Consider the following 25,444-nt stretch of genomic DNA (forward strand, 5'->3'; position numbering starts at 1 on the left):
TGGCTCCACAACCATTCTTTCTTCCATCAAATGAATCGTGTCCACCACGTTAATCAGTTACTAATGTGATGATAGGAAAACCAACCCAAGCGCAAGGCCAAAGAAGATAATCCCTAAAATTGCTGTAACCCGTTGCATGAAAGCCTCAAATCCGCGGGGCTTCTGCTTACTAAACAGATCACCAGCCCCCCCACTAAGGGCGGTTGACGCGTTATCTTCCTTAGCGGGCTGCATCATCACCGCAATGATAATCAACACTGAAACAACAATCAGCGCTGTGAGTAGTACGTTATACAAATGCGCTCCTCCTTTACCCATCTAAATTACACCACGTCTAATTTACCATAAACCCTTAGTCTTTTCCAGCCCGGGAAGCTGGCGGCTTAATTGGGCTTTCCTTATCGTTTCGGCCGACCGCATACTGGTGTAACCGATTTCTAAGCCATGCCCGATTTTCGTGTGGCGTAACCACAATCAGCGTATCACCACTCCGGATAACCGTGTCGCCATGCGGGATACGTTCCTTTTCACCCCGCCGAATTGCAGCCAATAGACAGTCTTTAGGCCACGGAATATCCCGAACCTGCTTATCCTGCAGGTTCGATCCAGCAAAAACTGGGACTTCCACTTCATCCTCCTGTGTTGTTTCAGAAATTGCATTCTGCGGGAAGTGTCGTAAATTGGCAAGCATCGCTTCATAAATCGGTTGGCCCCGAAGAATATCCACGACAGTGTACGCCGTTAAAGAAACCACCGCAAGGGGCATTAGGTGTCGAAGGGACCCCACCATTTCTGTAATCAAAAGAATGGCAGTAAACGGTGCTTTCCCGATACAAGCAAAATAACCGGCCATCGCATAGATAACACAGTTTGCAACCAAATACATTGGCATTAGGTGCAGGTGAACTAACGTTTCACCGTAAAGCGCCCCCAAGACAGCCCCTAATGCAAGAATTGGGAGAAAGATCCCTCCTGGTGTTCCTGAACAGTACGAAATTGTCGAAAAAAGAAGTCGTATAATGAAGATTGCAAGTAAAACTAACAGGGTTGGGGTAGTGGTTCCAAGGGACCTAATCAGTCCGTGTCCCCCTCCCAAGAGATGCGGGTAAAAATAACCAATTACAATGACCATCAATAATGGAATTAGCACATCGTATTTCCGGGGTAAAAACTTTAACTTAGCATAGACCCTTTCCCCGTTAAGGGTCATGTATTGGTATAAGTATCCCAATAAGCCCAGAATAACTCCCATTACCACTAAGTACGCGTAGTACCGAAGCGGAAACGAATGTCCGTAATGAATGTTAAGCACCGGCGTCAACCCAAAGAATTCCATTGAAACAAAGTTCGAGGAAACCGCTGCTGCCAGCGCAGTTGTCCATACCAACGGTGAAAAGTTATGGTACACCTCTTCAAGCACAAATAACGTTGAAGCAATCGGGGCGTTAAAGGCCGCGGAAAGTCCAGCAGCCGCGCCACCAGCGATTAATACCCGTCGGCCAGCCCCCCTTTTTTTCATTCCATCAGCAATTCCTTGCCCGACAGTCGCTCCTAGCTGAATTGACGGGCCTTCCCGGCCAAGAAACAGGCCGTACGAAATTCCTAAAATCCCACCAATCCATTTCCGCCATAAAACGGACCACCAGTTCATTTCAAGGTCACCTGATAACTGACCTTCAACCTGTGGAATCCCCGACCCCTTAATATTCGGTTCTGCCGTAATCAACCACCCGTTAATTAAGGTAACTACCAATGCCCCTAAAATAACCGGGATTAATAACCATAAATGATGGTGCATCAATCCATACACCCACGTCATTAGTTGTAATCCCCGTTCACATAATAAACGGAAAACACTAACAACTAAGCCTGATAAAAGTCCAACAAGAATACCCCGTAAAATAAACGTAAACCGCGTTGTGTCAAAGAAACGGTGTTCCTCCGAACTATCCACCGTTTTCACCCCTCTTACCATAAAATATGTAGACAAAAACAAGGGACCGATCTAATCAATCCCTTGTTTTCATTTTATTGCAAGCAACTTTTCCTAGTCAATACCGGAAATTTACTTGTTCATGATGTCTTCACGGGCCTGCTCACTTAGGTTGTAGAATGAGTGAATCCCCTTGTATTCTGCAACGTTACTTGTAAGCTGGTCTTCAATCCGCATTAACTGGTTGTACTTAGCGATCCGGTCCGTCCGGCTCATTGAACCAGTCTTAATCTGCCCGGCGTTCATAGCAACAACCAAATCAGCGATTGTCGTGTCTTCAGTTTCACCTGAACGGTGAGAAACAACGGCCGTGTAGCCGGCTTCCTTAGCCATCTCGATAGCCTCTACCGTTTCAGTCAAGGTACCAATCTGGTTAACCTTGATTAAGATTGAGTTTGCGCACCCCATCTTAATTCCCTTCTTCAAGTATTCCGTATTTGTAACGAAGAAGTCATCACCAACAAGCTGAACCTTCTTACCAAGTTCCTTAGTAATTTCAGCCCAGTCATCCCAGTTGTTTTCATCAATCGGGTCTTCAACTGATACAATCGGGTACTTGCTGATTAAGCTTTCGATGTACTTAACGAATTCTGGTGTTGAGAATTCTTCACCGGTTGACCAACGAAGCGTGTATTTCTTCTTGTCGTCATCCCACAGTTCAGAAGCAGCTACGTCCATAGCAATGGCAACGTCCTTGCCTGGCTTGTAACCAGCATCACTGATGGCTCGAACAAGGTATTCTAACGGCTCTTCGTTGTTAGCAAAGTCAGGAGCGAAACCACCTTCGTCACCAACGGCCGTTGACTTGCCGTCAGCCTTCAGGAGTGCCTGCAGGTGATGGAACGTTTCTGAACCCATCCGAACAGCTTCTTTCATTGACTTAGCCCCAACAGGCATAATCATGAATTCCTGGAAGTCAACCTTGTTTGTTGAGTGTGCCCCACCATTGATAACGTTCATCATTGGTGTTGGCATTACGTGAGCATTAAACCCGCCAAGGTAATTGTAAAGCGGAATTTCAAGTTCATCTGCAGCAGCCCGTGCACAGGCAATCGAAACGGCTAAGATGGCGTTGGCACCAAGCTTACCCTTGTTTGGTGTCCCGTCTAAAGCAATCATTGCCTTATCAATGGCAACCTGATCCGTAACTTCGTAACCAACGATTTCCTTAGCGATCACGTTGTTTACGTTATCAACGGCCTTGGTAACTCCTTTACCCATGTAACGTGACTTGTCGCCGTCCCGCAATTCAACGGCTTCGTGTTCACCCGTTGAAGCACCTGAAGGAACAATCCCCCGGCCAAAAGCACCTGCCTCGGTGTAAACTTCAGCTTCAACAGTTGGGTTACCCCGTGAGTCTAAAACTTCACGAGCGTAAATTTCTGTAATTGCAGACATAGATATTTCTCTCCTTTGATGTTGTTAACTTGAGAATACTGTCCTCACCGTTATTTTAGTCCGTTCGGAACTGATATTCAACTTGTTATATGAAAACCTTCACGCGCTAACACATTAGTCGTTGTAATGAGCTAAGGCTAAGAATGAGTCCGGCTTAAGAGCCGCACCACCAATCAGACCACCATCGATGTCCTTCTTGGCCATGATTTCCTTAACGTTCGCCGGCTTTACGGAACCGCCGTACTGAATCCGCACGTTTTCAGCCGCTGTTTCATCGTACAAGTCAGCTACCGTCTGCCGAATAGCGGCACACATTTCCTGCGCTTGATCAGCCGTAGCAGTCTTACCAGTCCCAATTGCCCAAATTGGTTCGTAGGCAATTACCAGGCTAGCAACCTGGTCAGCCGTCAAATCTTTCAGGGCCGCCTTAATCTGGTCTTTAACAAAGCTTTCAGCGTTTCCTGCTTCCCGCGTCTCCAAACTTTCACCGCAGCAGATGATTGGCTTCATCCCGTTCTTAAAAATGGCATGCGCTTTCTTATTGATGTCCTCATCCGTTTCATGGAAGTAACCACGCCGTTCGGAATGCCCGATAATAACGTAGTCAACGCCCATCTCATGCAGTACTTTTGGTGACGTTTCACCGGTAAAGGCTCCTTCGTCCTCAAAGTAACAGTTTTCAGCACCAACGTGGAGCTGGGAACCCTTAGCACTGTCAAGTAGTGCTGGCAGGTCAACTGCTGGTGCACAAATTAAGGTCTCAACCTCACTATTCTGTGGCAACCGGTCCTTAACCGCCTTAACAAATTCAACGGTCTCCGTTGGGTTCATGTGTAACTTCCAGTTACCCGCGATAATTGGCGTCCGCATTAAAATCATCCTTTCATTTTTAGTTGGTTGTGAACAACCATACAACATCTGTAATTATACCACGAACTGATAAAATCCTCTGGTAGAACACAACAAAAGAAGGCTGAGACTAACTGTCTCAACCTCCTTTAAAGCATATTACCTAATTACTTATCAGAAACTGCTGCGATTCCTGGTAAGGTCTTTCCTTCAAGGTATTCAAGGGAAGCACCACCACCAGTTGAGATGTGTGTTAACTTGTCAGCAACGCCAAGTTTCTTAACAGCAGCGGTTGAATCCCCACCACCAACAATCGTCGTTGCGTCCGTTAACGTTCCAAGGAACTTACCAATTTCAAGTGTCCCCTTAGCAAAGTTCGGCATTTCAAACACACCCATTGGGCCATTCCAAACAACCGTTTTGGCGTCTTTCAGCACACTCTTAAAGAGTTCAACTGACTTCGGCCCGATGTCTAACGCCATGTAACCATCTTCAATATCGCCTTCGAAGATCTTACTTGGAGCATCATTTTTAAAGTCCGTTGCGCAGACATTATCAACCGGCAGTACCAGCTTGTCGCCAGCCTTGTCCATAATTTCCTTAGCCAAGTCAATCTTGTCTTCTTCAACTAACGACTTACCAATCTTGATCCCCTTAGCAGCGTAAAACGTGTACGTCATCCCACCACCAACGATAATCTTATCAGCCTTATCGATTAAGTGGTTGATCACACCAATCTTGTCAGAAACCTTTGCCCCACCAAGGATTGCAACGAACGGGTGAGCCGGATTGTCAACGGCGTTCCCCAAGAACTTGATTTCCTTTTCGAGCAGGTAACCCGCAGCAGCCTTCTTGCCAGCAGCCTTCATTGCTTCTGAAATTCCGACGTTTGAAGCGTGCTTCCGGTGAGCCGTTCCAAACGCATCGTTAACAAAAACATCGCCAAGTGATGCCCAGTATTTACCTAATTCTGGGTCGTTACCGGATTCCTTCTTGCCGTCAAGGTCTTCAAACCGCGTGTTTTCAACCAAAAGAACGTCACCGTCATTCATGCTATTAATGGCGTCTTCAAGCTGCGCGCCCCGGGTTGCAGGAACAAACGTAACCGGCTTGTTTAATAATTCAGCTAAGTGCTCAGCTACAGGCCGTAATGTGAGTTCCTTCTTATCTTCTTCGGTCTTTACCCGGCCAAGGTGTGAGAAGAGGATTGCCTTTCCCCCCTGTTCAATGATGTGCTTGATTGTTGGTAAAGCAGCAACCATCCGGTTATCATCACCAATCACACCGTTTTTAATCGGGACATTAAAGTCAACCCGTACAAGAACCTTCTTAGACTTCAGGTCTAAGTCGTCAATCGTTAATTTAGCCATTTTATTCCCTCCAGAAAAATGTATTAAAAAAGCAGGAGGAGTTTTGCCTCCCCCCGCCATCATCTGCCAAGCAGAAAATATTAGCGTTCAGCTAAATATTAAAGCATGCTTGCAAACTTCTCTAAGGTCCGGATCATTTGAGCCGTGAAACCAGATTCGTTGTCGTACCATGAAACGGTCTTAACAACCTGACCTTCATCGCCGCCAACAACCTGCGTCTGTGTTGGGTCAAATACTGAACCAAATGACGTGCCAATAACGTCTGATGAAACGATTTCGTCTTCGTTGCAGCCGAATGAAGCGTTACCTTCCGTCGCCTTCTTAACCGCAGCATTAACTTCGTCAGCCGTAACCTTCTTGTTAAGAACAGAAACTAATTCTGTAACTGAACCCGTGATTGTTGGCACACGAAGTGCATGACCATCGAGCTTGCCGTCCAGTTCAGGAACAACCTTCCCAAGAGCCTTAGCAGCACCAGTTGAGTGAGGAATGATGTTCTGAGCAGCAGCACGGCCGTTCCGGAAGTTAGCCTTGCGGTCCGGACCATCCTGAAGCTTCTGTGTAGCCGTGTAAGCGTGAACTGTCGTCATCGTACCAGCCTTGATGCCGAATGCATCGTTAACAGCCTTAGCCATCGGTGCAAGACAGTTAGTCGTGCATGATGCAGCTGAAATGATGTCGTCATCTGGTGTGATGATGTCGTCGTTAACACCGTAAACAACCGTCTTCATGTCGCCAGCAGGAGCTGAAACAAGAACCTTCTTAGCACCAGCCTTCAGGTGTGAAGAAGCCTTTTCTGGTGATGTGTAGAAACCAGTTGATTCAAGAACAAGTTCAACACCATCGTTCTTTACCCAAGGAATGTTTGTCGCATCTGCTTCGGCGTAAACAGGAATTTCCTTTCCGTTTACAACGATTGCATTGTCCGTAGCTGAGATTTCAGCGTCAAACTTACCATGAGCCGTGTCGTACTTAAGAAGACGAGCAAGCATTGATGGTGAAGTTAAGTCGTTGATAGCAACAACTTCAAGGTCATCTGAAACAGCAGCGATCCGACGGAATGCTAACCGACCGATCCGGCCAAACCCATTAATACCAACTTTAGTAGTCATACTAAAATTTCCTCCTTGTGGAAATAAAATTTATTTTAAAAAGCAGCACAGAAGCACTACCATTTTAAAAACACTTTTAGTCCCGCGTACAAAAATGCTTCCATTTTTGCCGGGCGACTCATCACCAGATAGTTCTCACTATCTTGATCCAAACCGCAGGAAACCCGATCTCAATTACAATGATATTGTAGCAATTCTCCCCCCCGCTTGCAAGCAACTTCACTTATTCACTCTTATCATGATTTAACTCTTCAGGGTTAAAGGAGTTAAGCCCCCATCACAACTGCTATTTAATAGGGCTAATTCCCACACTTTTAAGGGCATACCCGCGCTTTCAAAAAACTCGAAAAAAAGACTTGCAATTTAATTCTAATCACGATACTATAATAAGCGTGCTGCGCCGCTAGTGTAATGGATCGCACGCAAGATTCCGGTTCTTGTAATCGGGGTTCGACTCCCCGGTGGCGCACTTGATATTTAAGTTGAGGTTGAGATGCTGGTCTCAACCTCTTTTGTTATTCTTTATAGAACTACATTTTTAAAGCAGCATACCAAAGAAACTTATTTGACCATTTTTGACCTTTGTATTAGAATTAAACCAACGTGCTGATAAAAGCTACGCAAATTATATAATAGGAGGCGGTTCACATGAACTTAGTACCAACAGTGATTGAACAATCATCTCGCGGCGAACGCGCATATGATATTTACTCTCGGTTGCTCAAGGACCGAATCATCATGCTTTCAGGTGAAATTAATGATGACATGGCAAACGCAATTATTGCCCAACTTCTTTTCCTGGATGCTCAGGATTCCAATAAGGATATTTACCTGTACATTAACTCACCAGGCGGAAGTGTCTCTGCCGGATTAGCCATTTATGACACAATGAACTTTGTTAACGCTGATGTCCAAACAATCGTTATGGGAATGGCGGCATCAATGGCTTCTGTTTTAGCAACAGCGGGCACTAAGGGAAAGCGTTTTGCTCTTCCTCACTCTGAGATTATGATTCACCAACCACTTGGGGGGGCTCAGGGGCAATCAACCGAAATTCAGATTGCAGCCGAGCATATTCTGAAAACCAGAAAACTAATCAATAAAATTCTTGCCAACAGTTCTGGACAAACAATTAAAAAGATTAACCAGGACACTGACCGGGATAATTTCATGACTGCCCAAGAAGCCGTTGACTACGGTCTGATTGACGGAATCATGGAAAATAAAAAAGCGATGAAATAAAAAAACAGCCAGGAGACTGATCATGGAAAAGGATGTTCCATGATGCCCAATGGGAATGGACTGTACGAAGGGTTGTCCGTGTACTGGCCCTGATGGAATTTGTCGCTGCCCTATAAAAACTGACAAAAGCTGCATGTGTGACGGCAAGTGCCAGGTTTAATACGTAAAATAACGCCTCCGATTACGGGAGCGTTATTTTATATAACTAAATTCCGTAGCAAGAGGGATTATGCGAGAATCACAGTCCCCCTTGTTATGTTATCTATAAAGCGTGCGTTCTATTCCGTTTCTACCTTCATAAGAAATAACTTCCGTAGTAAAAACATTCGTCACCCTAATAATTGCCCACACTCTTCTAGGGATTAACCAGGAACAGTTAACTTTCACGGTTTGCTGCTAACAGTAACTACTCCTTTTATTTAATTTCATAAAGTAACCTAATATAAATAAAAAGGGATGGATCCAACTTTGAATCCATCCCTTCATTAACTTTAACATTAGTATTGGTGAAATCACGCTCACGCAGATTACATCATTCCGCCCATTCCACCAGCAGCTGGGTTAGCAGCGCCTGCAGCAGCGTTATCTTCCTTTTCAGGCTTGTCAGCAACAACCGCTTCCGTCGTGAGTAACAGCGCTGAAACACTAGCTGCGTTCTGCAATGCTGAACGGGTTACCTTTGTCGGGTCAACAACCCCGGCAGCAACCATATCAACCCATTCGCCGGTTGCAGCGTTAAACCCAACACCTGGCTTTTGCTCCTTCAACTTCTCAACGATAACAGAGCCTTCTAAACCAGCGTTTTCAGCAATCTGCCGTACCGGTTCTTCAAGGGCGCGCTTAACGATGTTAACCCCTGTCTGAACGTCGCCGTTTTCCTTGATGGCAGCCACCTTGTCAATCACGTTAACAAGTGCCGTTCCACCTCCAGGAACAAAACCTTCTTCAACGGCAGCCCGCGTGGCGTTTAAAGCATCCTCAATCCGGTACTTCCGTTCCTTCAGTTCAGTCTCGGTTGCAGCGCCAACCTTAATTACAGCAACCCCACCAGCTAACTTAGCTAGCCGTTCTTGGAGCTTCTCCTTATCAAAATCAGATGATGCTTTCCCAATCTGCTTCCGAATTTGGTCAACCCGTTCGTCGATGGCATCCTTAGCACCAGCGCCCTCAACGATCGTCGTGTTTTCCTTCGTAACGGTTACCTTACCAGCTGAACCCAACTGATCAAGCGTAACGTCCTTCAATTGAAGCCCAAGGTCATCCGTAATAACCGTTGCTCCCGTCAGAATAGCGATATCTTCTAACATTGCCTTCCGCCGATCACCAAAGCCAGGTGCTTTAACAGCAACGGCCTTAAACGTCCCCCGAATGTTATTCAAAACAAGTGTCGGAAGTGCTTCACCGTCAACATCATCAGCAATGATTAATAACGACCGTCCCTGCTGAACAATCTGCTGCAACAGATCCATAATCTCCTGGATGTTTGAAATCTTCTTGTCCGTAATTAAAATGTACGGGTTGTCCAGATCTGCTTCCATCTTGTCGTTATCCGTTACCATGTACTGTGATAGGTAACCACGATCAAACTGCATTCCTTCAACAACGTCGAGGGTGGTGTCAATCCCCTTTGACTCTTCGATGGTAATAACCCCGTCCTTACCAACCTTTTCCATGGCGTTCGAGATTAATTCCCCAACCTTTTCGTTAGCGGCCGAAATTGAAGCAACCTGCGCAATATCACTCTTTGATTCAACCTTGTGAGACTGTTCATGTAGCGCCTTAACAGCAACATCCGTTGCTTCTTCGATTCCCTTCCGAATTCCGACAGGGTTAGCACCAGCCGTAACGTTCTTCATCCCGGCGTTTACAATTGCCTGTGTCAAAACCGTTGCAGTTGTCGTTCCGTCACCGGCAATGTCGTTGGTCTTTGAAGCAACTTCAGCCACAAGTTTAGCACCCATATTTTCGAAGTGGTCTTCCAATTCAATCGCCTTAGCAATTGTTACCCCGTCGTTCGTGATTGTTGGAGAACCATAGGACTGTTCTAGCACAACGTTCCGCCCCTTTGGCCCGATCGTTGACTTAACCGTGTCAGCTAGTTTGTCAACCCCAGCTAACATCTTCTTACGTGCATCTTCTGCAAACTTAACTTCCTTAGCCATTGTCATATCACCTCATGTGTTAGATTTTAAGTTCATCATCACCGCTGACAATTAGTCAACGATGGCCATTAAGTCCTTTTCGTGGACAACTAAGTATGATTCACCATCATGCTTAACTTCGGTTCCAGCGTACTTGTCAAAGAGAACCGTATCACCCTCCTTAACTTTCGGTGCAACCGTCGTGCCGTTTTCAAGGGTCACCCCTTCACCAACAGCAACCACCTTCGCGGTCTGCGGCTTTTCCTTGGCATTGCTTGCCAAAACGATGCCCCCAACCGTTTGCTCTTTTTCTTCTTCTACTTTTAAGATTACGCGATCTCCTAATGGCTTAAGCACAAGCTATCCCTCCAAATGATTTATTTAGCACTCATCATTGGTAAGTGCTAACCTACAATTCATATACTACACACTTTTACCATGAAGTGCAAGCTTTTTTATCACTCTTCACGAGAGAGTGCTAATTAGCTTTTAAACGTAAAGCAGGGGCTACGTTTCCATAACCCCTGCTAATTAAAGAAGACTAATTATTTGCTTTAGTTAGATTAGCGAGAACTCCAAGCGTCCGGATCATTTGGCAAACAAACCCGTATTCGTTGTCGTACCACGATACCGTCTTAACCAATTGTAAATCGTTAACCGTGGTCACTTCTGTTTGGGTTGGATCAAAAATACCGCCAAACGTCGTACCAATCACATCTGAAGATACAATCTCATCATCGTTAAAACCAAATGATGGGTTGTCAACGGTATGTTTTCTTAATGTCTCATTAATTTCATCAGCCGTCACTTTTTTATTTAGAACAGTAACCAACTCAGTAATTGACCCATCAACTACTGGCACCCGCTGCGCGTGTCCTTTCAATCGTCCAGCTAATTCTGGAATGACCCGTCCAATTGCCTTCGCCGCCCCCGTTGAATGCGGCACGGTATTCTCTGCTGCAGCCCGCGCTGACCGCGGATTATTATTGGGCCCATCCTGTAATTTTTGGGATGCCGTGTAAGCATGCACGGTTGTCATTGTTCCCAACTTGATTCCAAAGTCCTGATTCAAGAAGTACGCCAACGGCGCCAAACTATTAGTAGTGCATGATCCAGCTGAAATAATTGTATCTGATTCATTCAAAATATTATGATTAACGTTGTATACAACTGTCTTAACATCTCCCGCTGGAGCAGAGATCAATACTTTTTTTGCCCCAGCTTTTAAATGGGCCTGCGCTTTAATTTCAGAAGTATAGAATCCAGAGCATTCTAAAACAATTTCAACGCCATCCTGGTTAACCCACGGAATTTTAGCTGCATCAGGGTAAGCATAGACGCTCACTCGCTTACCATTAATAAACAATGCCTTCTCATCAGCGTTAATTTCAACGTTATTTAAACACCCGTGAATCGTATCGTACTTGAGTAACTTAGCCAACTGTTGCGGTGAAGTTAAATCGTTAATTGCAACAACCTCGACGTTGTTCATATCCGAAGTAATTAACCGGCGCAATGCTAACCGGCCAATTCGCCCAAAGCCATTAATCCCAATCTTTACTGTCATATTATCCTTCCTCCTCTAAATAATTCTTAGCTTCTGCCTTTCTTCTGTTACACAAATTATTAACGATTAATGCAACAATCGTAAGCAAGCATCCAATCAATTCAAATGAAGAAATATGGTAGCCTCCTAGCACGCTGATAATAAACGACGTCACGGGAACGAGGTTCATAAACAAAATTCCATTGATTGAACCGACTATCCTATTTCCAAAGTTCCAAGCAAACACAGCAACCACACCCGCTAGGACAACCATATAAACTAACGCACCACTTACTCCTTGAATTTGATGAATCGTTGGTAGGCGAAGCCACCCAACTGACGTTGCTAATGCGATAATAACTACTACCGAAATCATCCCATAGATAGTGGTTAAAGCAGAATATCTCAAAATTGACCATTTGCTAAAATCAGCCCCGCCAGCAGTATAAATTACCCAACACAAGGCACCTAACAAAATCAATCCTGCAGCAATCAGCGTATTACTTCCCCGCAATAACGACCCAATATTCCCCTTCGTTACAACCATAAATACACCGATTGCTGCTACAACCATTGCAACTAACGAAAAAATTGGTGGTTTTACCCGGTGCCACACCCATGCAACAATGACTCCAAGTAATGGTTGAATTGCCATCATCACAGATGCAATAACTGATCCAGAAGGTCCTGCAAGTTTTTGACCTAAAAATACTAAAAAACTAAATCCCGCAAACGCCGCTGTTCCCAACAGCCATAATTTAATGCCATGTTTTTCCGGCTTAAACGCTTTTGGCCCTTCAATAACTAACAGTAAACCCGCAAAAATAACGGCTACAGAACCATACCGTAAAAGTGTAAAGTAAAATGGATCCAATATCCGCAGCGCTGGCTCCATAATTGGAAACATCCCGCCCCACGCTAACACAGCAATCAAGCACATCAACAGTCCCGCACTTTTTGATTTCAACTCCTAATCACCCTTATTAAATTTCTAATTGAAAATAACGCGCTTTTTTCAACATCATTAATTGTACGGTGATTATTTCCCATCAGGAAGAATCAATGTATAATATCTGTTATAACCTATTGTTATAATACTAAAGGAGTTCTCGATGCAATTACCACCACTAAATATTGAAAACCTAACTACCTTCATTACCGTTTGTGATTGTGGCAGTATTAATAAAGCAAGTGAATGCCTTTTAATATCACAACCAGCTATCAGTAAAAAAATTACCCATCTTGAAGAATTAGTTAACCATCAATTGCTAAACCGGACATCTCAGGGAGTTTCTTTAACGGATGACGGTAAAGAGTTTTATTCTAAGGCTCGTAAGATAGTTACGGCTATCCAAAAGCTCTTTTATTTTTCATCCGATAAATCCACCCCACCACTTAACAATATTAAGGTGGGGACACTTGATAGTATCGCTACCGCTTTTGATTCCCACCAGTTACTTAAGATTATTTCAGAAACACATAAATATGTATCAACAAATAAAATATATGAATTAATTACCCCATTTAACCAGGAGCAACTTGATGTCATTTTTATGGATGAAGCGTTCAGTGACCAACTTCACGGACAAATTTTTAGTAATACTTTATACGAAGAACCCTATTATGTTGTTGGGCAAACTGCTGTTCTTCAATCAATTTCCGCTTCAATGGTTACCCCCAAAGATCTTCAACAACTTCAATTACTAATGTATCCACAGTACTGTCCTATTCATTCAAGAATAGTTCAAATTTTTAGAAAATTGGGACTTTCACTACCAGAAATTCACGAAGTCGATTACAGTGAAGCGTTAATAAAGTTAATTATGACTTCACAATTTGTGACAATTTTGCCCGAATCACTAATGCATAAAAACGTTAGTACAATTAAAAATCTTGATGCTAAAAAACTCAGTATTGACTTTATCCGAAAAGTTGCAGTATTTTCACATAATCCCCGCCTTACATTCCAATTTAAATCAATGCTTCAAAAAATATAAAAAAACGTGTTCCAAATAATTGGTTCTTAACCACCTGCTTGGAACACGTTTTTAATGTTCTTCCTTACAATTATTATTCTTCATCCTTCTTCGGCCCAAAATGATCCAGGAAGTAGATTAGTGTCTGCAATTCGTTCGTCAAATCCACGTTCTGAATTCGAACCGTTTCCGGCGCCGCAATTCGCATCGGGGTAAAGTTCAAAATTCCCTTCACCCCCGCTGCAATCATCTGGTCAGCAACGTTTTGAGCAACGGATGCCGGCACCGTGAGGATCGCCACCTCAATTTGCTGAATAGTCAACTGCTCTTGCATATCCGCCATCGGATAAACCGGCACCCCATTTTGGATTGTTCCGGTAATATCATCGTTGATATCAAATGCTGCACTGATCCGCACGTTGTTACTCTGATGGAAATTAAAATTAAGGAGCGCGTGCCCCAAGTTTCCAACCCCAATTAACGCCACGTTTGTTAACTTATCTTGACTTAGGGTCTTCTTAAAAAATGCTAGTAAACTATCAACATGGTACCCGTACCCGCGTTTCCCAAGAGCGCCAAAGTACGAGAAATCCCGCCGAATTGTTGCTGAATCAATCTTAACCGCCTCGGCAAGTTCCGTTGAAGAAACCCGTTCTTTCCCCGCATCCTTAAGAAAATTAAGATAACGGTAGTAAATGGGTAACCGCCGCGCAGTTGCCTGTGGAATTTTTGCCATTCCATGAAACTCCCTTCAATTAGTCTTCACAAGCAACTATAACATAAACGTTGATATTAATACGAATTAACCTGATAATTTCACAATCTCTTTATACGTCTTTCGAAAAACGTATGCTAAAATGAATAGGATTATTACTCTGAACGAAAGGATGCATACCATGATACTGCTCCAAGCACAAAAAGTTGCCCGCCACTTTGGGGCTGATACCCTTTTCCACAACGTTAACCTGGATATTCAAGACGGCGACCGGATTGCATTAGTCGGCCGAAATGGTGCGGGCAAATCCACCCTAATCAAGATGCTAACGGGGGAAGCTGAACCAGATGAAGGGCAAATTATTCGGCGTAAGGACCTCACCATCGGTTATCTTGCCCAAAACGCTGGCTTATCGTCGGGGCGCACCTTATATGATGAAATGTTAAGCGTGTTTGCTCCCCTTCAAAAAATGGAGGCGGAAATTCACCAGTTAGAGGAACAAATAGCTAATCCCCCAACGGATCCGACCGCCCCCCAATACCAACAACTCCTCAACCACTACGATCAGCTACAACACGATTTTAAGGAACAAAATGGCTACGGTTACGAAACAGAGATTAAGTCCGTTCTCACCGGATTTAAATTTTTCTCCGAGGATTATGACCGCCCGGTCGACACCCTCTCTGGGGGGCAAAAGACGCGATTAGCTTTGGCAAAGCTTTTGCTCGAAAAACGAGATCTGCTGATTCTTGACGAACCAACCAATCACCTCGACATTGCCACGCTTACCTGGTTGGAAAACTACATTCAATCGTACCAGGGGGCTTTGCTAATTGTTTCCCACGACCGGTATTTCCTTGACCGGATTGTAAATCAGGTTTACGAAATTGAAAATGGCACCAGCACCCACTACACCGGGAACTACTCCCAGTACGTTAAAGAACGCGCCAACCGGCAGAAAGCTGCGTGGAAGGCCTACGAAAAACAACAGGCAAAAATCCATGAAATGGAGGAGTTTGTCAATAAAAACATCGTCCGGGCCTCAACCACCAAACGAGCCCAAAGCCGCCGGAAACAATTAGAAAAAATGGAACGCCTGGATAAACCCGCTAGCAGTGAACGAACCATGCGGTTTACGTTTACCCCAGAAAAGGAAAGTGGCAATATCGTTCTAACGGTAAAGGACGCCGCAATTGGCTATAATGGGCATCAATTAGCCGCCCCCATTGACTTTGAATTAAAAAAACATCAGGTCCTAACCATCGTCGGACCGAACGGAACGGGAAAATCCACCCTACTTAAAAGTATCTTGGGCATAATTCCGTTCATTCACGGTAGTGCCACCCGCGGAACAAACGTAACCGTGGGGTACTACGACCAGGAGCACCAGGTCCTGCACGCCGATAAAACCGTTCTCGATGAAGTATGGGACGATCACCGAACAATGCTGGAACGGGATATTCGCTCCGTTTTAGGGAGTTTCCTTTTCAGCGGTGACGATGTCCAAAAAAAGGTTGTCAACCTCTCCGGGGGAGAAAAAGCGCGCCTTTTACTTACTAAGCTCGCCTTAAACCACGATAACCTGCTGGTCCTTGATGAACCAACCAACCACCTCGACATTGAAAGTAAAGAAGTTCTAGAACAAGCGGTTAAGGATTTTTCAGGAACCGTGTTAATGGTTTCCCACGACCGGTACTTCATTAATCAGGTCACCACTAACGTCTTAGAACTCGCCCCGACTGGAAGTACGCTTTACCTTGGAGACTACGATTACTACGTTCAAAAACGGGACGAACAAGCTCACCTTCAAGCCGCTCAGGCCAAAGAGGTTGCTCCGGCTTTTAAGGCAACCACTCCAGCAACAAATAGCAAGCAGGACTTCGCCACCCAAAAAGCCCAGCAACGGGCTCACCGGAAGTTAGAGCGGGCCGTACAGCAGGCGGAAAAGCAGATGGCTACCCTTGAAGCCCAAAAAGATGAACTTGAAAAGGAGATGGCTACACATAGTAATGATCTTGGAAAACTAACGGACCTACAAAAACAACTCGATACCATTGTTCCACAACTCAAAGAGGCTGAACAAGAGTGGGAAGAAGCGGCATTAGCCCTTGAAGAGGACGAACAATAGATCAGCAGCTTTGGTATACACTAAAACAGACGAGCATGGAAAAATGATCAACTTCCACGTGCTCGTCTGTTTTTTACGATCACCCTTCAATTTCATCTAAGTACGGGAACTCAAGGGCCGGGTCGGCATTAAGATCAAGGCCCGCCCGCACCCCATGACGGTAAAGCATCGTCCCAGCCGCACCAATCATCGCAGCATTATCACCACACAGCTGTAACGGTGCTTGCAAAAGTTCCACCTGCGGAAAAGCCTGCATGGCCGCCGTTAATTGACTACGCAACCCCGTGTTTGCAGCCACGCCACCAGCTAGAATCAATTGCCGGGTTGCCGGGTACTGGTGAAGAGCCCGCGTGGTTTTCGTCACAAGAATGTCTACAACGGCCTGTTGGAAACTAGCTGCAAGGTCGTCTCGTGAAAGCTGTTCACCTACCTGATCAGCATGGTGCACCGTATTAATAAACGCACTCTTTAATCCACTAAAGCTAAAGTCAAGGTTATCTTCTTGCAACATCGCCCGGGGAAAATTAAACGTATCACACCCCTGGTGGGCCATCATATCTAGTTCCTTCCCTGCTGGATACGCAACTCCTAAAACGCGTCCTACCTTATCGTACGCCTCGCCGGCTGCGTCATCCCGGGTATCTCCAATAATAACAAAGGAACCCTCTTCTTCTAACCACACTAATTCAGTGTGCCCACCGGAAACAAGCAACGCTAACGCCGGAAACTTAATCCTCCCCGCAAACCGGGCCGCATAGATGTGTCCAGCCATGTGGTTCACTGGAATCAACGGCAAGTGGTGAGCAAACGCCACCGCCTTAGCGGCAGCCACCCCAACTAAAAGCGCCCCCACTAGACCTGGACCGTATGTTACAGCCACCGCCGTTAAATCATCGTAGGTAACGTGAGCCTCCTGCATTGCCGCGTTCAAACACCACGTGACTTGTTCGATATGGTGGCGACTAGCAACTTCCGGAACAACTCCCCCGAAACGCTGATGACTCTTGATTTGAGTAGCAACAACATTAGAAAGAATCGTCGCGCCATTTTCAATAACCGCAACGCTTGTTTCATCACAACTTGATTCAAAGGCTAAAATCAAGGTCCGTTTCCCCATTATGACTGGTCTCCCTTATCGTACTGCATTTCAATCGCATCCTCGGCTTCGTGGTCGGTTAACTTATAGTAATTTTTAACCGTCCGTCGTTTGCCAAAACCAACGCGGGCATACCGGTGCTGTTCGTCGGTATTCGTCTCCTTTACCGCAAGCTTAATTTGCTGACATCCGTGTTGTTGGGCCTCCCGCGTTAGGCCCCGAATCAACCGTTCCCCCACTCCCCGGTGAAGGTATTGAGGAAGAACAGCAATTCGCGTAATATCAGCCATTCCGCTTACTAAGTCAAACCGGCACCCGGCAAAAGCAACTAACCGGTCATCGTGCCGGAATGCAAGGTACATGTAATGTTGACGGTCGTTTAATTCCCGCTCTAACTGAGAAGCCGACCACGGCGCGTGTCCATGAAAAATCGCCTGTTCGAGCGTAATCATTTCCGGAATATCCGGAACAACCGCCCGGCAAACCAAGTAATTATCGTGTTCAACCTGCACATCGTGATTCTGAAATTCCAGTGCTTCCCGTCGCTGGCGGCGCTGAGTAATGGCGGTCGTTAATTGTTTAATATTTTTCCACATAGTTGGTTAGGTGCCCCTTTTCCTCTGGATGTTGCTGGTACCAATCAGCTTCAGCCTGGGTCAACCGCAGATACCGCGGAACAAACGCATCAACGTTTGCTACCGGCGCCATTTGCCGGCCCAAAAGCCCTAAAATATACGCTTGTGGATAATTAAATTGCGCTGGAGCAACATGAACATCGCGGCCAAACAGATCAACGAGTTGATCATGAAGCTTCCAGCAATCGCTTCCAACAAATACGTAGTCTTCATCCCGAATAGCCGTTGCTAAGTCAACCAGCGAAATATGTTGGTCTGGAATTACCTCCGTTAACTGCTCTCGGTGCCACTGGTATGCCCCAGCAAATACGTTATTCCGCCGCGCATCAAACACCGGCACGATTAGCCGGTGCTGATCAAGCTGGTACCCAGCCGCCAATTCCCGCAAACTAGATACACCAACCAGCTCTCGGTTTAGCGTTGTCGCCAACGTTTTGGCAGTGGTTACCCCAATCCGCAAGCCAGTATATGATCCCGGTCCGGCCGCCACGACAAACCGATCGATTTTATCAATCGAAACCGCCGCCCGTTCAAGCAACGTCGCAATTACGGGCATCAAACTAGCCCCATGATCCCGCTGCACAGTCGCTGTCATTGTTGCGAGAAGCCGTTCATCATCAAGCACTGCCACCGTCAAGGGCATATTAGACGTATCAATCGCTAAGCTTTTCATTCATGATCACCCTTGCCAGCCCTGATTGGCCGCCACTCAATTTCAGCAATACAACTGATCTCATCACCGTTCTTAATCTGATGGGCCGTCTTAAGATGATCGTCACTAATAAACTGAACCTCACTGCGCGCGATATCACCATAGTGCAGTTCCTTTTCGTACTTAATGTTAACCCGCGCTGGCTCATACTGAAGTAAAAACTCCCGGTCAAGAGCGTCCGTCATCCAGTCAAAGTAATTTGTGTTATGCACGTGGCGGTTCAAGTCCAAGTCAGTAAACCGAATTGCGTAATTCTTTACAGCATCCGGAGTTGCCACCTTTGCGGGGTTGGTGATACGTTCCCCGCGCCGGACCTTATCCGCTTGAAAAATATCAACTAAGTCAGCCGCTACCGGAACGATCTTTCGCTTATCCAGATCGATTAACACAAAGACCGTGTGCATCCGGACAATTTCTGTCCCCTGTTCGTCCTCAATCCAAAAGTCACGGTAACAAAAATATTTATTATACGCCGTTGCCTGGGTAAAAATCATAATGGTCTCGTCGTAATGAGGCCACCGGGTTACGTGCAGGTCGTGCTGGGTGACAATCCACCCTAAACCACGCGCCTGAACTTGGGCTGCCCCCACCCCAAGTTCGGTACTCTGCTGTTCCGATGCCAACATTAATAAGTTAAGCAACGTTGTCAGTTTAACGTTGCCCGTTACACTCACTTCATAATCAACAATCCGGTGATGATACGAATAAATCTTCCCTGCCATGTACTACTCCTTGTTTAACCCGTGATATTCATTATAAACCGCCTGTTTTTTTAACCCGTTTTGCTTAGCAACCCGTTTAATCGCATCGGTCGGCCGGATATGCTCGCTGGTAATCAACCGGTCAACCTGCTCGGTTAAAGAGCCTTGCCCCTGCGGAATTTTACGAACAGTCTGCTCATTTCCAGCTACAATAATAACAAATTCTCCCCGGATTGTGGCGTCCTTCGCCCACTGAACAGCATCCGCCAACGTTCCTCGTAAAAATTCCTCGTACCGCTTTGTTAATTCCCGGCACAAGCACACAGGACGCTTTGCGCCTAACCCCTCCGCAAGGGCGGTTAGCGTTTTAGCTAACCGATGGGGAGCCTCGTAAAAAATCAACGTTGGCCGCTCGTCCGCAAGCTGTGCAATTGCCGTTGCCAACGCCCCTTTTTTACGGGGTAAAAAGCCATAAAAAAGAAACGGTTGCGGAGCAATTCCGGAAGCAATCAGGGCGGTCAGCGCTGCATTGGGCCCTGGAAGGGAAATTACCGGGATCTCCTGTTGCGTGCACGTCGCAACCAGTTCCCGGCCCGGATCACTAATCGAGGGCATTCCCGCATCACTTACCTGTGCGATGCTTTTTCCTGCTTGGAGCTTTGCAACTAACTGAGGGATCCGTTCCTGGGTGTTATATTCATGAAAACTAATCTGGGGAGTCGTAATCTCAAAGTGATTAAGAAGTCGCTGGGTATTCCTAGTATCCTCCGCTGCAATCAAATCAACATTCTGAAGAACCTGAACGGCCCGTGGTGTCATATCACCAAGATTACCAATAGGGGTTGGTACTAAATACAACTTTCCCGTTGGGGCCTCCTGAAAACTACTCGTTTGCCTAATCATGCGCGTTGCTCCCCGTAAATTAAAGTAACACAAAAGGCACACGGTTCATCATTTTTCCGTCGTTTACCGTAAAAGTTATTGCAAACATGAAACCCTTCATTATACAAACGTTCAAGGTTTCGCCGTGACTGGGTCATTTGCCCCGTTACTGCCTGTTCACTAGTATTCTCCTGCTGCCCCAGCTCGGCTAATCGTTCGTGGAGGTGTTCATTTTCAATCTCCAATTCCGCATTCTTTTCGATGGCAGCGGCAGTTGCGTTCTTTAACTTTTCAACTGTCGCCGTTATCTGGTTTAAAGCCGCTGTTAGTTGATCAAAACTGTCATATAATTCCTTTTTTTCCATCGGATCACCTTCCTAATGCAATACGGTAATTAACCGTAATGTTAACCCCTCAAAGGCGTTCTGAAACGAAACGTTCGCAGCTAATTGCCGGGAGACCCCGAGAGCCGCCGTTACCCCTACTGTAAGCTGTTCTTGTGAAACCCGGGCAGCTACCCGTTTAAATAAAGGAACTAAATCCGGGAAAACCGGAACTTCATCCCGGGCGGATACAGCGGTAAGGAGAAGCGCACGGGTAAGCTGAACAACTAGGGCCACGGCCACGGATCGCAGTTCTGACGTTGGCGTTTCTGGGATAAGCCGGGTTTGGACGGCCACAAATGCCCGATAATCGCCCTGACAAATCCGGGTAAACCACTGCTTGATTGCCGTGATTAATTTAGGAATTGCCGGATCACCCGCTAATCGCATAGCAACTTGTTGATCCCGTGTAATCAACGGTAAAAGTGTTTGAAAATCCTCGGGCGCGCCCGCCTCCCGTAACACTGCCCTAAGCTGAGTAACCGTCGGCGGAGCCACCTTTACCACCTGACAGCGAGAAACAATCGTTGTCAAAATTTGCTGCGGGTGCGCACTTAATAAAAACGCCGTCACCTGCCCGGAAGGTTCTTCCAAAAACTTTAACAAACTATTGGCTGCGCTGGCGGTCATTTTTTCCGCTTCACTAATAATGAAGAACTTTTGAAGTCCTTCAACCCCACTCTTACTAAATTCACTGCGCAGAAACCGAATTTGATTGACCTTAATGGTTTGCCCATCCGGTACAATGTGTAAAACATCGGGGTGCTCGTCTTGTTGGATTCGCACGCACTCGTCACATTGCCCGCATGGTTGCCCATCTACACGAGAACGAGCACATAAACACGCCTGAGCAACCCACCGGGCCAACGCGGTCTTCCCTGCTCCGGTAGCGCCCGTAAATAAATACGCGTGGGCGAGCTTTTTTTCCCGCGCTAACCGAGCAAAATGCGCCGTTAGGTGAGGATGTTTAGTTGTCACCGGAATCGTCAATTTGCCCTCCTTACTGCAAGTTGGCAAGGCGTGTCTGCATTACCGCTAAAGCCTGTTTTGTCACTGCCGCTAACGGCTGGCTTGCATCCAACGTTACAATTCTGTTTGGTTCCTGGGCGGCCAATTTAAGGTAGGCATTCCGCGTATCCTGATAAAATTGCAGCCGCTCCCGATCGAGCCGGTCAACCTTCTCACCAGCACGGTGACTGTTAATTCGAGCCAACCCTTCAGCCGGATCGATATCAAAGTATAACGTTAACTGCGGCATTAATCCATCCGTTGCAAATGCATTGATTTGCCGTACCGAGTCAGTTCCTAGATGGCGCCCACTTCCCTGGTATACTAAGGAACTATCAACGTACCGGTCAGAAATTACCAGTTTTCCAGCCCGCAACGCCGGTAACACCGTTTCTACCAGGTATTGCCGGCGAGAAGCAGCGTATAACAAGGCTTCCGTGCGCGCGTCCATCCCCGTATTCCGGGGATCTAAAATCACCTGCCGAATTGCTTCGGAAATACTATTTCCCCCGGGTTCCCGGGTAATTACATACTGTTCAGCGGGGAGATGTGCTGCCAGGTAGGCAACAATCTGCCGCAGAACACTCGTTTTGCCCGAACCGTCAATTCCCTCTAACGTTACAAATGTTCCGGTTAACTTGTCTGCCATCGTCAAACTTTCCAATCCTATCTTCTTGCTTCTTTACCTAATTATAATTCTTGCCGGCCCTCAAGCGCCTTAAAGAGCGTCATTTCATCCGCATATTCAATGTCACTTCCAACCGCCAACCCATGGGCTAGCCGGGTTACCTTAATCCCTGCTGGTTTAACAAGCCGAGCAATGTACATCGCCGTGGCTTCCCCTTCCGGCGTGGCGTTAGTTGCTAAAATTACTTCCTTGATCTGCTCATTTTGCTGTAACCTGGTTACCAGGCTCCGAATATTAATATCTTCAGGGCCCTTTCCGTCAATCGGTGAAAGGACTCCATGCAATACATGATACAACCCGTGATATTCGTTCATTTTTTCAAGCGCCATCACATCCTTAGGCTGCTCAACCACGATAACTTGGTCCTGGTCCCGTGTCTTGTCTTGGCACACCGCACACGGATCACTTGCGGTTATGTTACCACAGACCGAACAGTAGTGAATATCCCGCTTAGCGGCAACTAACGCCTGGGAAAACGCCGTGACGTCGTCATTATCCATGTCAAGGGTATAGAACGCTAACCGTTCTGCTGTTTTACTCCCGATTCCCGGTAACTTCATATAATTGTCAATCAACCGGGCAATTGGTTCTGGATACTGCACGGCCACCCCCCCTTCCTACCGTAACTTATTAGCGTACTGGCCTAAAGCCTGCTGGGTTTGCTGATCAATCTGCTGCATTGCATCATTTACCGCCATTAAGACAAGGTCTTGCAACATCTCTACATCGTCAGGATCAACGGCTTCTGGTTTAATTACAATATCCTTCATCTGCCGGTCACCAGTAAACGTCACCGTTACCATATCGTTTGCTGCCTTCCCGGTAAAAGTTGTTGTCGTTAGTTTTTCTTGATCGGCCTGCATCTGTTTTTGCATCCGCTGAACCTGCTTCATCATGTTTTGCATATTAGGCATTTGGCCCATTCCACGCATTTTAGTTCATCCCTTCATTAGTTCATTATTATCAACATTAATCGTCTCTTACGGTAACCGCATCACCAAAAAGCTGCTGCGCTTTCGTCACCGCTTCCGGTTGCGCTTGCTTGGCTGCCGCCGGCACGGTGGCATCTGACCGAGATTGTTTTTGCTTATGCTTGGCATAATAATCCTGGCGCACCTGACCCCACTGCGATACTGGTAGAATCACAACCGTTGGGTAGTAACCTAACAGCTCCGCCAACGTAGTCGCAAGGGTTGCCGGAAAATCCTGCACTTCCATCCGCTGATACAAGTAATCGTACTTGCAACCTAATAGAATCCGTTCGTGCCCCGCTGCAAGGGGCGTAAGGGTACGCACGTAGGCCGCATGTTGTGCGTTCATTTGAGCAGGCAGGTTATCCCATTCCCGCAAGACCTCATCCCGGGCTTGACGCGTAGCTCCGTCCAACACGCTGGTAACAGCAGCCATATCCACTTTAATGGGTGCTTCTGGCTGTGATTTAGTCGGAGCGGACTTACTTCCATGAGATGTTTGGTCCTTCCCGGATTGAAGTGCAGCGAGTTGCTGTTGGAGGTGCTTAACCTGCTGCTGAAGCTCCGTTAATTCGGTATTCGATGCGGCTGCAAGCGATTGTTTATCGCTAGTTGACTGAGATTGTGCTAACCTAACCGTCATTACCTCCAGGTAAACGGTGGCATGAATGCTAAACCGCATGGCCTCTAGCTCTTCATTCAAAATATCAATCATCGTGATAAGCCGCTCCGATTCAATTTGGGAAGCCAACTCCTTGAAGTGCTCACTTAGCCGCCCCAATTCAAGGTAGGAGGCTTCTTCTGGGGCCTGACGGTAAAGCATTAAATCCCGGCAATACAAAAGAACGTCCTCAACCAACCGTTGGGCATCCTTACCCTCATCAAGTAACTTATGAATTAATGTCAGCGCAACCGCCGTTTCCCCGCCAATTACCGCGGCCACATAATCGTCCAAATCCTGTTGCGTAGCACTGCCCGTCACCATCAAGGCGTTTTCTAGGGTTACTTCGTTGTCCCCAAACGAGATAACTTGATCAAGGATGCTCAATGCGTCCCGCATCCCACCATCCGCCGCCTGGGCAATCACCTTCAGGGCAGCCGCGTCAGCAGTAATTTCCTTTTGCTCAAGGATCATCTTCATCCGCTCCAAAATCACCTGAGGCTTAATGCGGTGAAAATCAAACCGCTGGGTCCGGGAAATAATCGTCGCCGGAATCTTTTGGGGTTCCGTTGTTGCGAGGATAAAGACCACGTTCTCCGGGGGTTCCTCCAACGTTTTTAGCAGCGCATTAAACGCTCCGGTCGATAACATATGAACTTCGTCAATGATATATACCTTATAGTCAGCCTCTGTTGGTACATATTTAGCCTTATCCCGGATATCTCGAATTTCCTCAACTCCGTTATTAGAGGCCGCATCAATTTCGATTACATCGCTCAGCGTTCCGTTCGTAATCGCCTTACAAGTAATACACTCGTTACACGGCTCACCATCCTGCTGGTGATGACAGTTAATGGCCTTGGCAAAAATCTTAGCCGCGGATGTCTTCCCGGTTCCCCGGGGCCCGGTAAACAGGTATGCATGGGATGTTTGCTTGGTTGCCAGTGCATTCCGCAGTGTTTGGGTAACTAACTGCTGCCCGACTAGATCCGCAAACCGTTGGGGCCGCCATACCCGATAAAGTGCTTGGTAAGCCATGTTTTTCCTCCTTGCTCCGTTAATATAGAATATGTACGTTGAGGACAAAAATCTCCCGGTCCGAGGACGAACCGGGAGTTCTCATTCATATCAACTTAGGACACATGCTGAACCAAACTTAGTGCTGCTTCCTTCCGGACCTGACACGGTTCGTAAGGACAACATTGTCCTAAGGCCTTGCGGCAAAGTCTATGATACA

At 46.4% G+C, this 25,444-nt stretch carries 25 protein-coding genes, 1 tRNA gene and 1 other RNA gene; 4 read left to right on the forward strand and 23 right to left on the reverse strand.

Features of this window, described 5'->3' with window-relative positions:
- Nucleotides 1-60 precede the first annotated feature (60 nt).
- The 6 genes from secG to gap (ACI3E1_RS06390) all read right to left on the reverse strand — a co-directional run bounded on the left by secG (nucleotide 61) and on the right by gap (ACI3E1_RS06390) (nucleotide 6,722).
- Nucleotides 61-297, reverse strand: a complete 237-nt coding sequence (gene secG, locus ACI3E1_RS06365) for a preprotein translocase subunit SecG (RefSeq protein ID WP_405024827.1) — start codon at nucleotides 295-297, stop codon at nucleotides 61-63.
- Between the two features lie 55 nt (nucleotides 298-352).
- Nucleotides 353-1,954 carry a ClC family H(+)/Cl(-) exchange transporter gene (locus ACI3E1_RS06370; RefSeq protein ID WP_405024828.1) on the reverse strand — a complete coding sequence of 534 codons (1,602 nt, stop codon included), beginning with the start codon at nucleotides 1,952-1,954 and terminating at the stop codon, nucleotides 353-355.
- A 111-nt stretch (nucleotides 1,955-2,065) separates the two neighbouring features.
- On the reverse strand, nucleotides 2,066-3,391 hold the full coding sequence (eno, locus tag ACI3E1_RS06375; RefSeq protein WP_405024829.1) for a phosphopyruvate hydratase: 1,326 nt from the start codon (nucleotides 3,389-3,391) through the stop codon (nucleotides 2,066-2,068).
- A gap of 114 nt (nucleotides 3,392-3,505) precedes the next feature.
- Nucleotides 3,506-4,261 (reverse strand): triose-phosphate isomerase, encoded by a 756-nt coding sequence (tpiA, locus tag ACI3E1_RS06380; RefSeq protein WP_405024830.1) that lies wholly within the window; start codon nucleotides 4,259-4,261, stop codon nucleotides 3,506-3,508.
- A 146-nt stretch (nucleotides 4,262-4,407) separates the two neighbouring features.
- Nucleotides 4,408-5,610 carry a phosphoglycerate kinase gene (locus tag ACI3E1_RS06385; protein WP_405024831.1) on the reverse strand — a complete coding sequence of 401 codons (1,203 nt, stop codon included), beginning with the start codon at nucleotides 5,608-5,610 and terminating at the stop codon, nucleotides 4,408-4,410.
- Nucleotides 5,611-5,708: 98 nt separating this feature from the next.
- Nucleotides 5,709-6,722: a type I glyceraldehyde-3-phosphate dehydrogenase gene (gap, locus tag ACI3E1_RS06390; protein ID WP_405024832.1), complete on the reverse strand. Its 1,014-nt coding sequence runs from the start codon at nucleotides 6,720-6,722 to the stop codon at nucleotides 5,709-5,711.
- 397 nt (nucleotides 6,723-7,119) lie between these two features.
- Here gap (ACI3E1_RS06390) and ACI3E1_RS06395 point away from each other — a divergent pair.
- A tRNA-Arg gene (locus tag ACI3E1_RS06395) sits at nucleotides 7,120-7,191 on the forward strand.
- A gap of 179 nt (nucleotides 7,192-7,370) precedes the next feature.
- Nucleotides 7,371-7,964 carry an ATP-dependent Clp endopeptidase proteolytic subunit ClpP gene (clpP, locus tag ACI3E1_RS06400; RefSeq protein WP_405024833.1) on the forward strand — a complete coding sequence of 198 codons (594 nt, stop codon included), beginning with the start codon at nucleotides 7,371-7,373 and terminating at the stop codon, nucleotides 7,962-7,964.
- A gap of 527 nt (nucleotides 7,965-8,491) precedes the next feature.
- On the opposite strand, the gene groL is transcribed toward clpP, so the two are convergent.
- The 4 genes from groL to ACI3E1_RS06420 form a co-directional block, all read right to left on the reverse strand.
- Nucleotides 8,492-10,126 (reverse strand): chaperonin GroEL, encoded by a 1,635-nt coding sequence (groL, locus tag ACI3E1_RS06405; protein WP_405024834.1) that lies wholly within the window; start codon nucleotides 10,124-10,126, stop codon nucleotides 8,492-8,494.
- Nucleotides 10,127-10,177: 51 nt separating this feature from the next.
- Nucleotides 10,178-10,462, reverse strand: a complete 285-nt coding sequence (gene groES, locus ACI3E1_RS06410) for a co-chaperone GroES (RefSeq protein WP_405024835.1) — start codon at nucleotides 10,460-10,462, stop codon at nucleotides 10,178-10,180.
- 184 nt (nucleotides 10,463-10,646) lie between these two features.
- Nucleotides 10,647-11,672, reverse strand: a complete 1,026-nt coding sequence (gene gap, locus ACI3E1_RS06415) for a type I glyceraldehyde-3-phosphate dehydrogenase (protein WP_405024836.1) — start codon at nucleotides 11,670-11,672, stop codon at nucleotides 10,647-10,649.
- Between the two features lies 1 nt (nucleotide 11,673).
- Nucleotides 11,674-12,591, reverse strand: a complete 918-nt coding sequence (locus ACI3E1_RS06420; protein ID WP_405024876.1) for a DMT family transporter — start codon at nucleotides 12,589-12,591, stop codon at nucleotides 11,674-11,676.
- A gap of 172 nt (nucleotides 12,592-12,763) precedes the next feature.
- On the opposite strand from ACI3E1_RS06420, the gene ACI3E1_RS06425 reads away from it, so the two are divergent.
- A complete protein-coding gene (locus ACI3E1_RS06425; protein ID WP_405024837.1) occupies nucleotides 12,764-13,648 on the forward strand; it encodes a LysR family transcriptional regulator in 885 nt (294 codons plus the stop codon).
- A gap of 73 nt (nucleotides 13,649-13,721) precedes the next feature.
- Here ACI3E1_RS06425 and ACI3E1_RS06430 read toward each other — a convergent pair whose 3' ends face one another.
- On the reverse strand, nucleotides 13,722-14,363 hold the full coding sequence (locus ACI3E1_RS06430) for a redox-sensing transcriptional repressor Rex (protein ID WP_405024838.1): 642 nt from the start codon (nucleotides 14,361-14,363) through the stop codon (nucleotides 13,722-13,724).
- 160 nt (nucleotides 14,364-14,523) lie between these two features.
- Between ACI3E1_RS06430 and ACI3E1_RS06435 the strand changes: the two genes are divergently transcribed.
- Entirely contained in the window at nucleotides 14,524-16,470 is a 1,947-nt protein-coding gene (locus tag ACI3E1_RS06435; protein WP_405024839.1) for an ATP-binding cassette domain-containing protein, read from the forward strand.
- Nucleotides 16,471-16,549: 79 nt separating this feature from the next.
- Here the strand turns inward: ACI3E1_RS06435 and tsaD are convergent, their stop codons facing one another.
- From tsaD to ffs, 12 genes are all read right to left on the reverse strand, one after another.
- Nucleotides 16,550-17,587, reverse strand: a complete 1,038-nt coding sequence (gene tsaD / locus ACI3E1_RS06440) for a tRNA (adenosine(37)-N6)-threonylcarbamoyltransferase complex transferase subunit TsaD (protein WP_405024840.1) — start codon at nucleotides 17,585-17,587, stop codon at nucleotides 16,550-16,552.
- Nucleotides 17,587-18,162, reverse strand: a complete 576-nt coding sequence (gene rimI, locus ACI3E1_RS06445; protein ID WP_405024841.1) for a ribosomal protein S18-alanine N-acetyltransferase — start codon at nucleotides 18,160-18,162, stop codon at nucleotides 17,587-17,589. The genes tsaD and rimI overlap by 1 nt, the downstream gene beginning before the upstream one ends.
- Nucleotides 18,146-18,874 (reverse strand): tRNA (adenosine(37)-N6)-threonylcarbamoyltransferase complex dimerization subunit type 1 TsaB, encoded by a 729-nt coding sequence (tsaB, locus tag ACI3E1_RS06450; RefSeq protein WP_405024842.1) that lies wholly within the window; start codon nucleotides 18,872-18,874, stop codon nucleotides 18,146-18,148. Before tsaB ends, rimI begins: the two co-directional genes overlap by 17 nt.
- A complete protein-coding gene (locus tag ACI3E1_RS06455; RefSeq protein WP_405024843.1) occupies nucleotides 18,871-19,635 on the reverse strand; it encodes an acyl-[acyl-carrier-protein] thioesterase in 765 nt (254 codons plus the stop codon). The genes tsaB and ACI3E1_RS06455 overlap by 4 nt, the downstream gene beginning before the upstream one ends.
- 3 nt (nucleotides 19,636-19,638) lie before the next feature.
- Nucleotides 19,639-20,517: a 16S rRNA (cytidine(1402)-2'-O)-methyltransferase gene (rsmI, locus tag ACI3E1_RS06460; RefSeq protein ID WP_405024844.1), complete on the reverse strand. Its 879-nt coding sequence runs from the start codon at nucleotides 20,515-20,517 to the stop codon at nucleotides 19,639-19,641.
- The gene (locus ACI3E1_RS06465) at nucleotides 20,514-20,861 is read right to left on the reverse strand and encodes a DNA replication initiation control protein YabA (protein WP_405024845.1); all 348 of its coding nucleotides are present in this window, start codon (nucleotides 20,859-20,861) and stop codon (nucleotides 20,514-20,516) included. The genes rsmI and ACI3E1_RS06465 overlap by 4 nt, the downstream gene beginning before the upstream one ends.
- A 12-nt stretch (nucleotides 20,862-20,873) precedes the next feature.
- The gene (gene holB / locus ACI3E1_RS06470; RefSeq protein WP_405024846.1) at nucleotides 20,874-21,869 is read right to left on the reverse strand and encodes a DNA polymerase III subunit delta'; all 996 of its coding nucleotides are present in this window, start codon (nucleotides 21,867-21,869) and stop codon (nucleotides 20,874-20,876) included.
- 10 nt (nucleotides 21,870-21,879) lie between these two features.
- Nucleotides 21,880-22,536: a dTMP kinase gene (gene tmk, locus ACI3E1_RS06475; RefSeq protein WP_405024847.1), complete on the reverse strand. Its 657-nt coding sequence runs from the start codon at nucleotides 22,534-22,536 to the stop codon at nucleotides 21,880-21,882.
- Between the two features lie 41 nt (nucleotides 22,537-22,577).
- Nucleotides 22,578-23,177, reverse strand: a complete 600-nt coding sequence (gene recR, locus ACI3E1_RS06480; protein WP_405024848.1) for a recombination mediator RecR — start codon at nucleotides 23,175-23,177, stop codon at nucleotides 22,578-22,580.
- Nucleotides 23,178-23,192: 15 nt separating this feature from the next.
- Nucleotides 23,193-23,507 carry a YbaB/EbfC family nucleoid-associated protein gene (locus ACI3E1_RS06485; protein WP_405024849.1) on the reverse strand — a complete coding sequence of 105 codons (315 nt, stop codon included), beginning with the start codon at nucleotides 23,505-23,507 and terminating at the stop codon, nucleotides 23,193-23,195.
- Nucleotides 23,508-23,544: 37 nt separating this feature from the next.
- Nucleotides 23,545-25,245 (reverse strand): DNA polymerase III subunit gamma/tau, encoded by a 1,701-nt coding sequence (dnaX, locus tag ACI3E1_RS06490; protein WP_405024850.1) that lies wholly within the window; start codon nucleotides 25,243-25,245, stop codon nucleotides 23,545-23,547.
- 89 nt (nucleotides 25,246-25,334) lie between these two features.
- Nucleotides 25,335-25,421: signal recognition particle sRNA small type (gene ffs / locus ACI3E1_RS06495), an RNA gene on the reverse strand.
- Between the last annotated feature and the right edge of the window lie 23 nt (nucleotides 25,422-25,444).

The sequence above is a fragment of the Ligilactobacillus sp. LYQ139 genome (assembly GCF_045033025.1).
Taxonomy (GTDB): Bacteria; Bacillota; Bacilli; order Lactobacillales; family Lactobacillaceae; genus Ligilactobacillus.

Coding starts and splice junctions, on each gene's coding strand:
- eno (WP_405024829.1), bottom strand. CDS start 3,391: ATGTCTGCAATTACAGAAATTTACGCTCGTGAAGTTTTAGACTCACGG.
- tpiA (WP_405024830.1), bottom strand. CDS start 4,261: ATGCGGACGCCAATTATCGCGGGTAACTGGAAGTTACACATGAACCCA.
- ACI3E1_RS06385 (WP_405024831.1), bottom strand. CDS start 5,610: ATGGCTAAATTAACGATTGACGACTTAGACCTGAAGTCTAAGAAGGTT.
- gap (WP_405024832.1), bottom strand. CDS start 6,722: ATGACTACTAAAGTTGGTATTAATGGGTTTGGCCGGATCGGTCGGTTA.
- clpP (WP_405024833.1), top strand. CDS start 7,371: ATGAACTTAGTACCAACAGTGATTGAACAATCATCTCGCGGCGAACGC.
- groL (WP_405024834.1), bottom strand. CDS start 10,126: ATGGCTAAGGAAGTTAAGTTTGCAGAAGATGCACGTAAGAAGATGTTA.
- gap (WP_405024836.1), bottom strand. CDS start 11,672: ATGACAGTAAAGATTGGGATTAATGGCTTTGGGCGAATTGGCCGGTTA.
- ACI3E1_RS06420 (WP_405024876.1), bottom strand. CDS start 12,591: ATGTGCTTGATTGCTGTGTTAGCGTGGGGCGGGATGTTTCCAATTATG.
- ACI3E1_RS06425 (WP_405024837.1), top strand. CDS start 12,764: ATGCAATTACCACCACTAAATATTGAAAACCTAACTACCTTCATTACC.
- ACI3E1_RS06430 (WP_405024838.1), bottom strand. CDS start 14,363: ATGGCAAAAATTCCACAGGCAACTGCGCGGCGGTTACCCATTTACTAC.
- ACI3E1_RS06435 (WP_405024839.1), top strand. CDS start 14,524: ATGATACTGCTCCAAGCACAAAAAGTTGCCCGCCACTTTGGGGCTGAT.
- tsaD (WP_405024840.1), bottom strand. CDS start 17,587: ATGGGGAAACGGACCTTGATTTTAGCCTTTGAATCAAGTTGTGATGAA.
- rimI (WP_405024841.1), bottom strand. CDS start 18,162: ATGTGGAAAAATATTAAACAATTAACGACCGCCATTACTCAGCGCCGC.
- tsaB (WP_405024842.1), bottom strand. CDS start 18,874: ATGAAAAGCTTAGCGATTGATACGTCTAATATGCCCTTGACGGTGGCA.
- ACI3E1_RS06455 (WP_405024843.1), bottom strand. CDS start 19,635: ATGGCAGGGAAGATTTATTCGTATCATCACCGGATTGTTGATTATGAA.
- rsmI (WP_405024844.1), bottom strand. CDS start 20,517: ATGATTAGGCAAACGAGTAGTTTTCAGGAGGCCCCAACGGGAAAGTTG.
- ACI3E1_RS06465 (WP_405024845.1), bottom strand. CDS start 20,861: ATGGAAAAAAAGGAATTATATGACAGTTTTGATCAACTAACAGCGGCT.
- tmk (WP_405024847.1), bottom strand. CDS start 22,536: ATGGCAGACAAGTTAACCGGAACATTTGTAACGTTAGAGGGAATTGAC.
- ACI3E1_RS06485 (WP_405024849.1), bottom strand. CDS start 23,507: ATGCGTGGAATGGGCCAAATGCCTAATATGCAAAACATGATGAAGCAG.
- dnaX (WP_405024850.1), bottom strand. CDS start 25,245: ATGGCTTACCAAGCACTTTATCGGGTATGGCGGCCCCAACGGTTTGCG.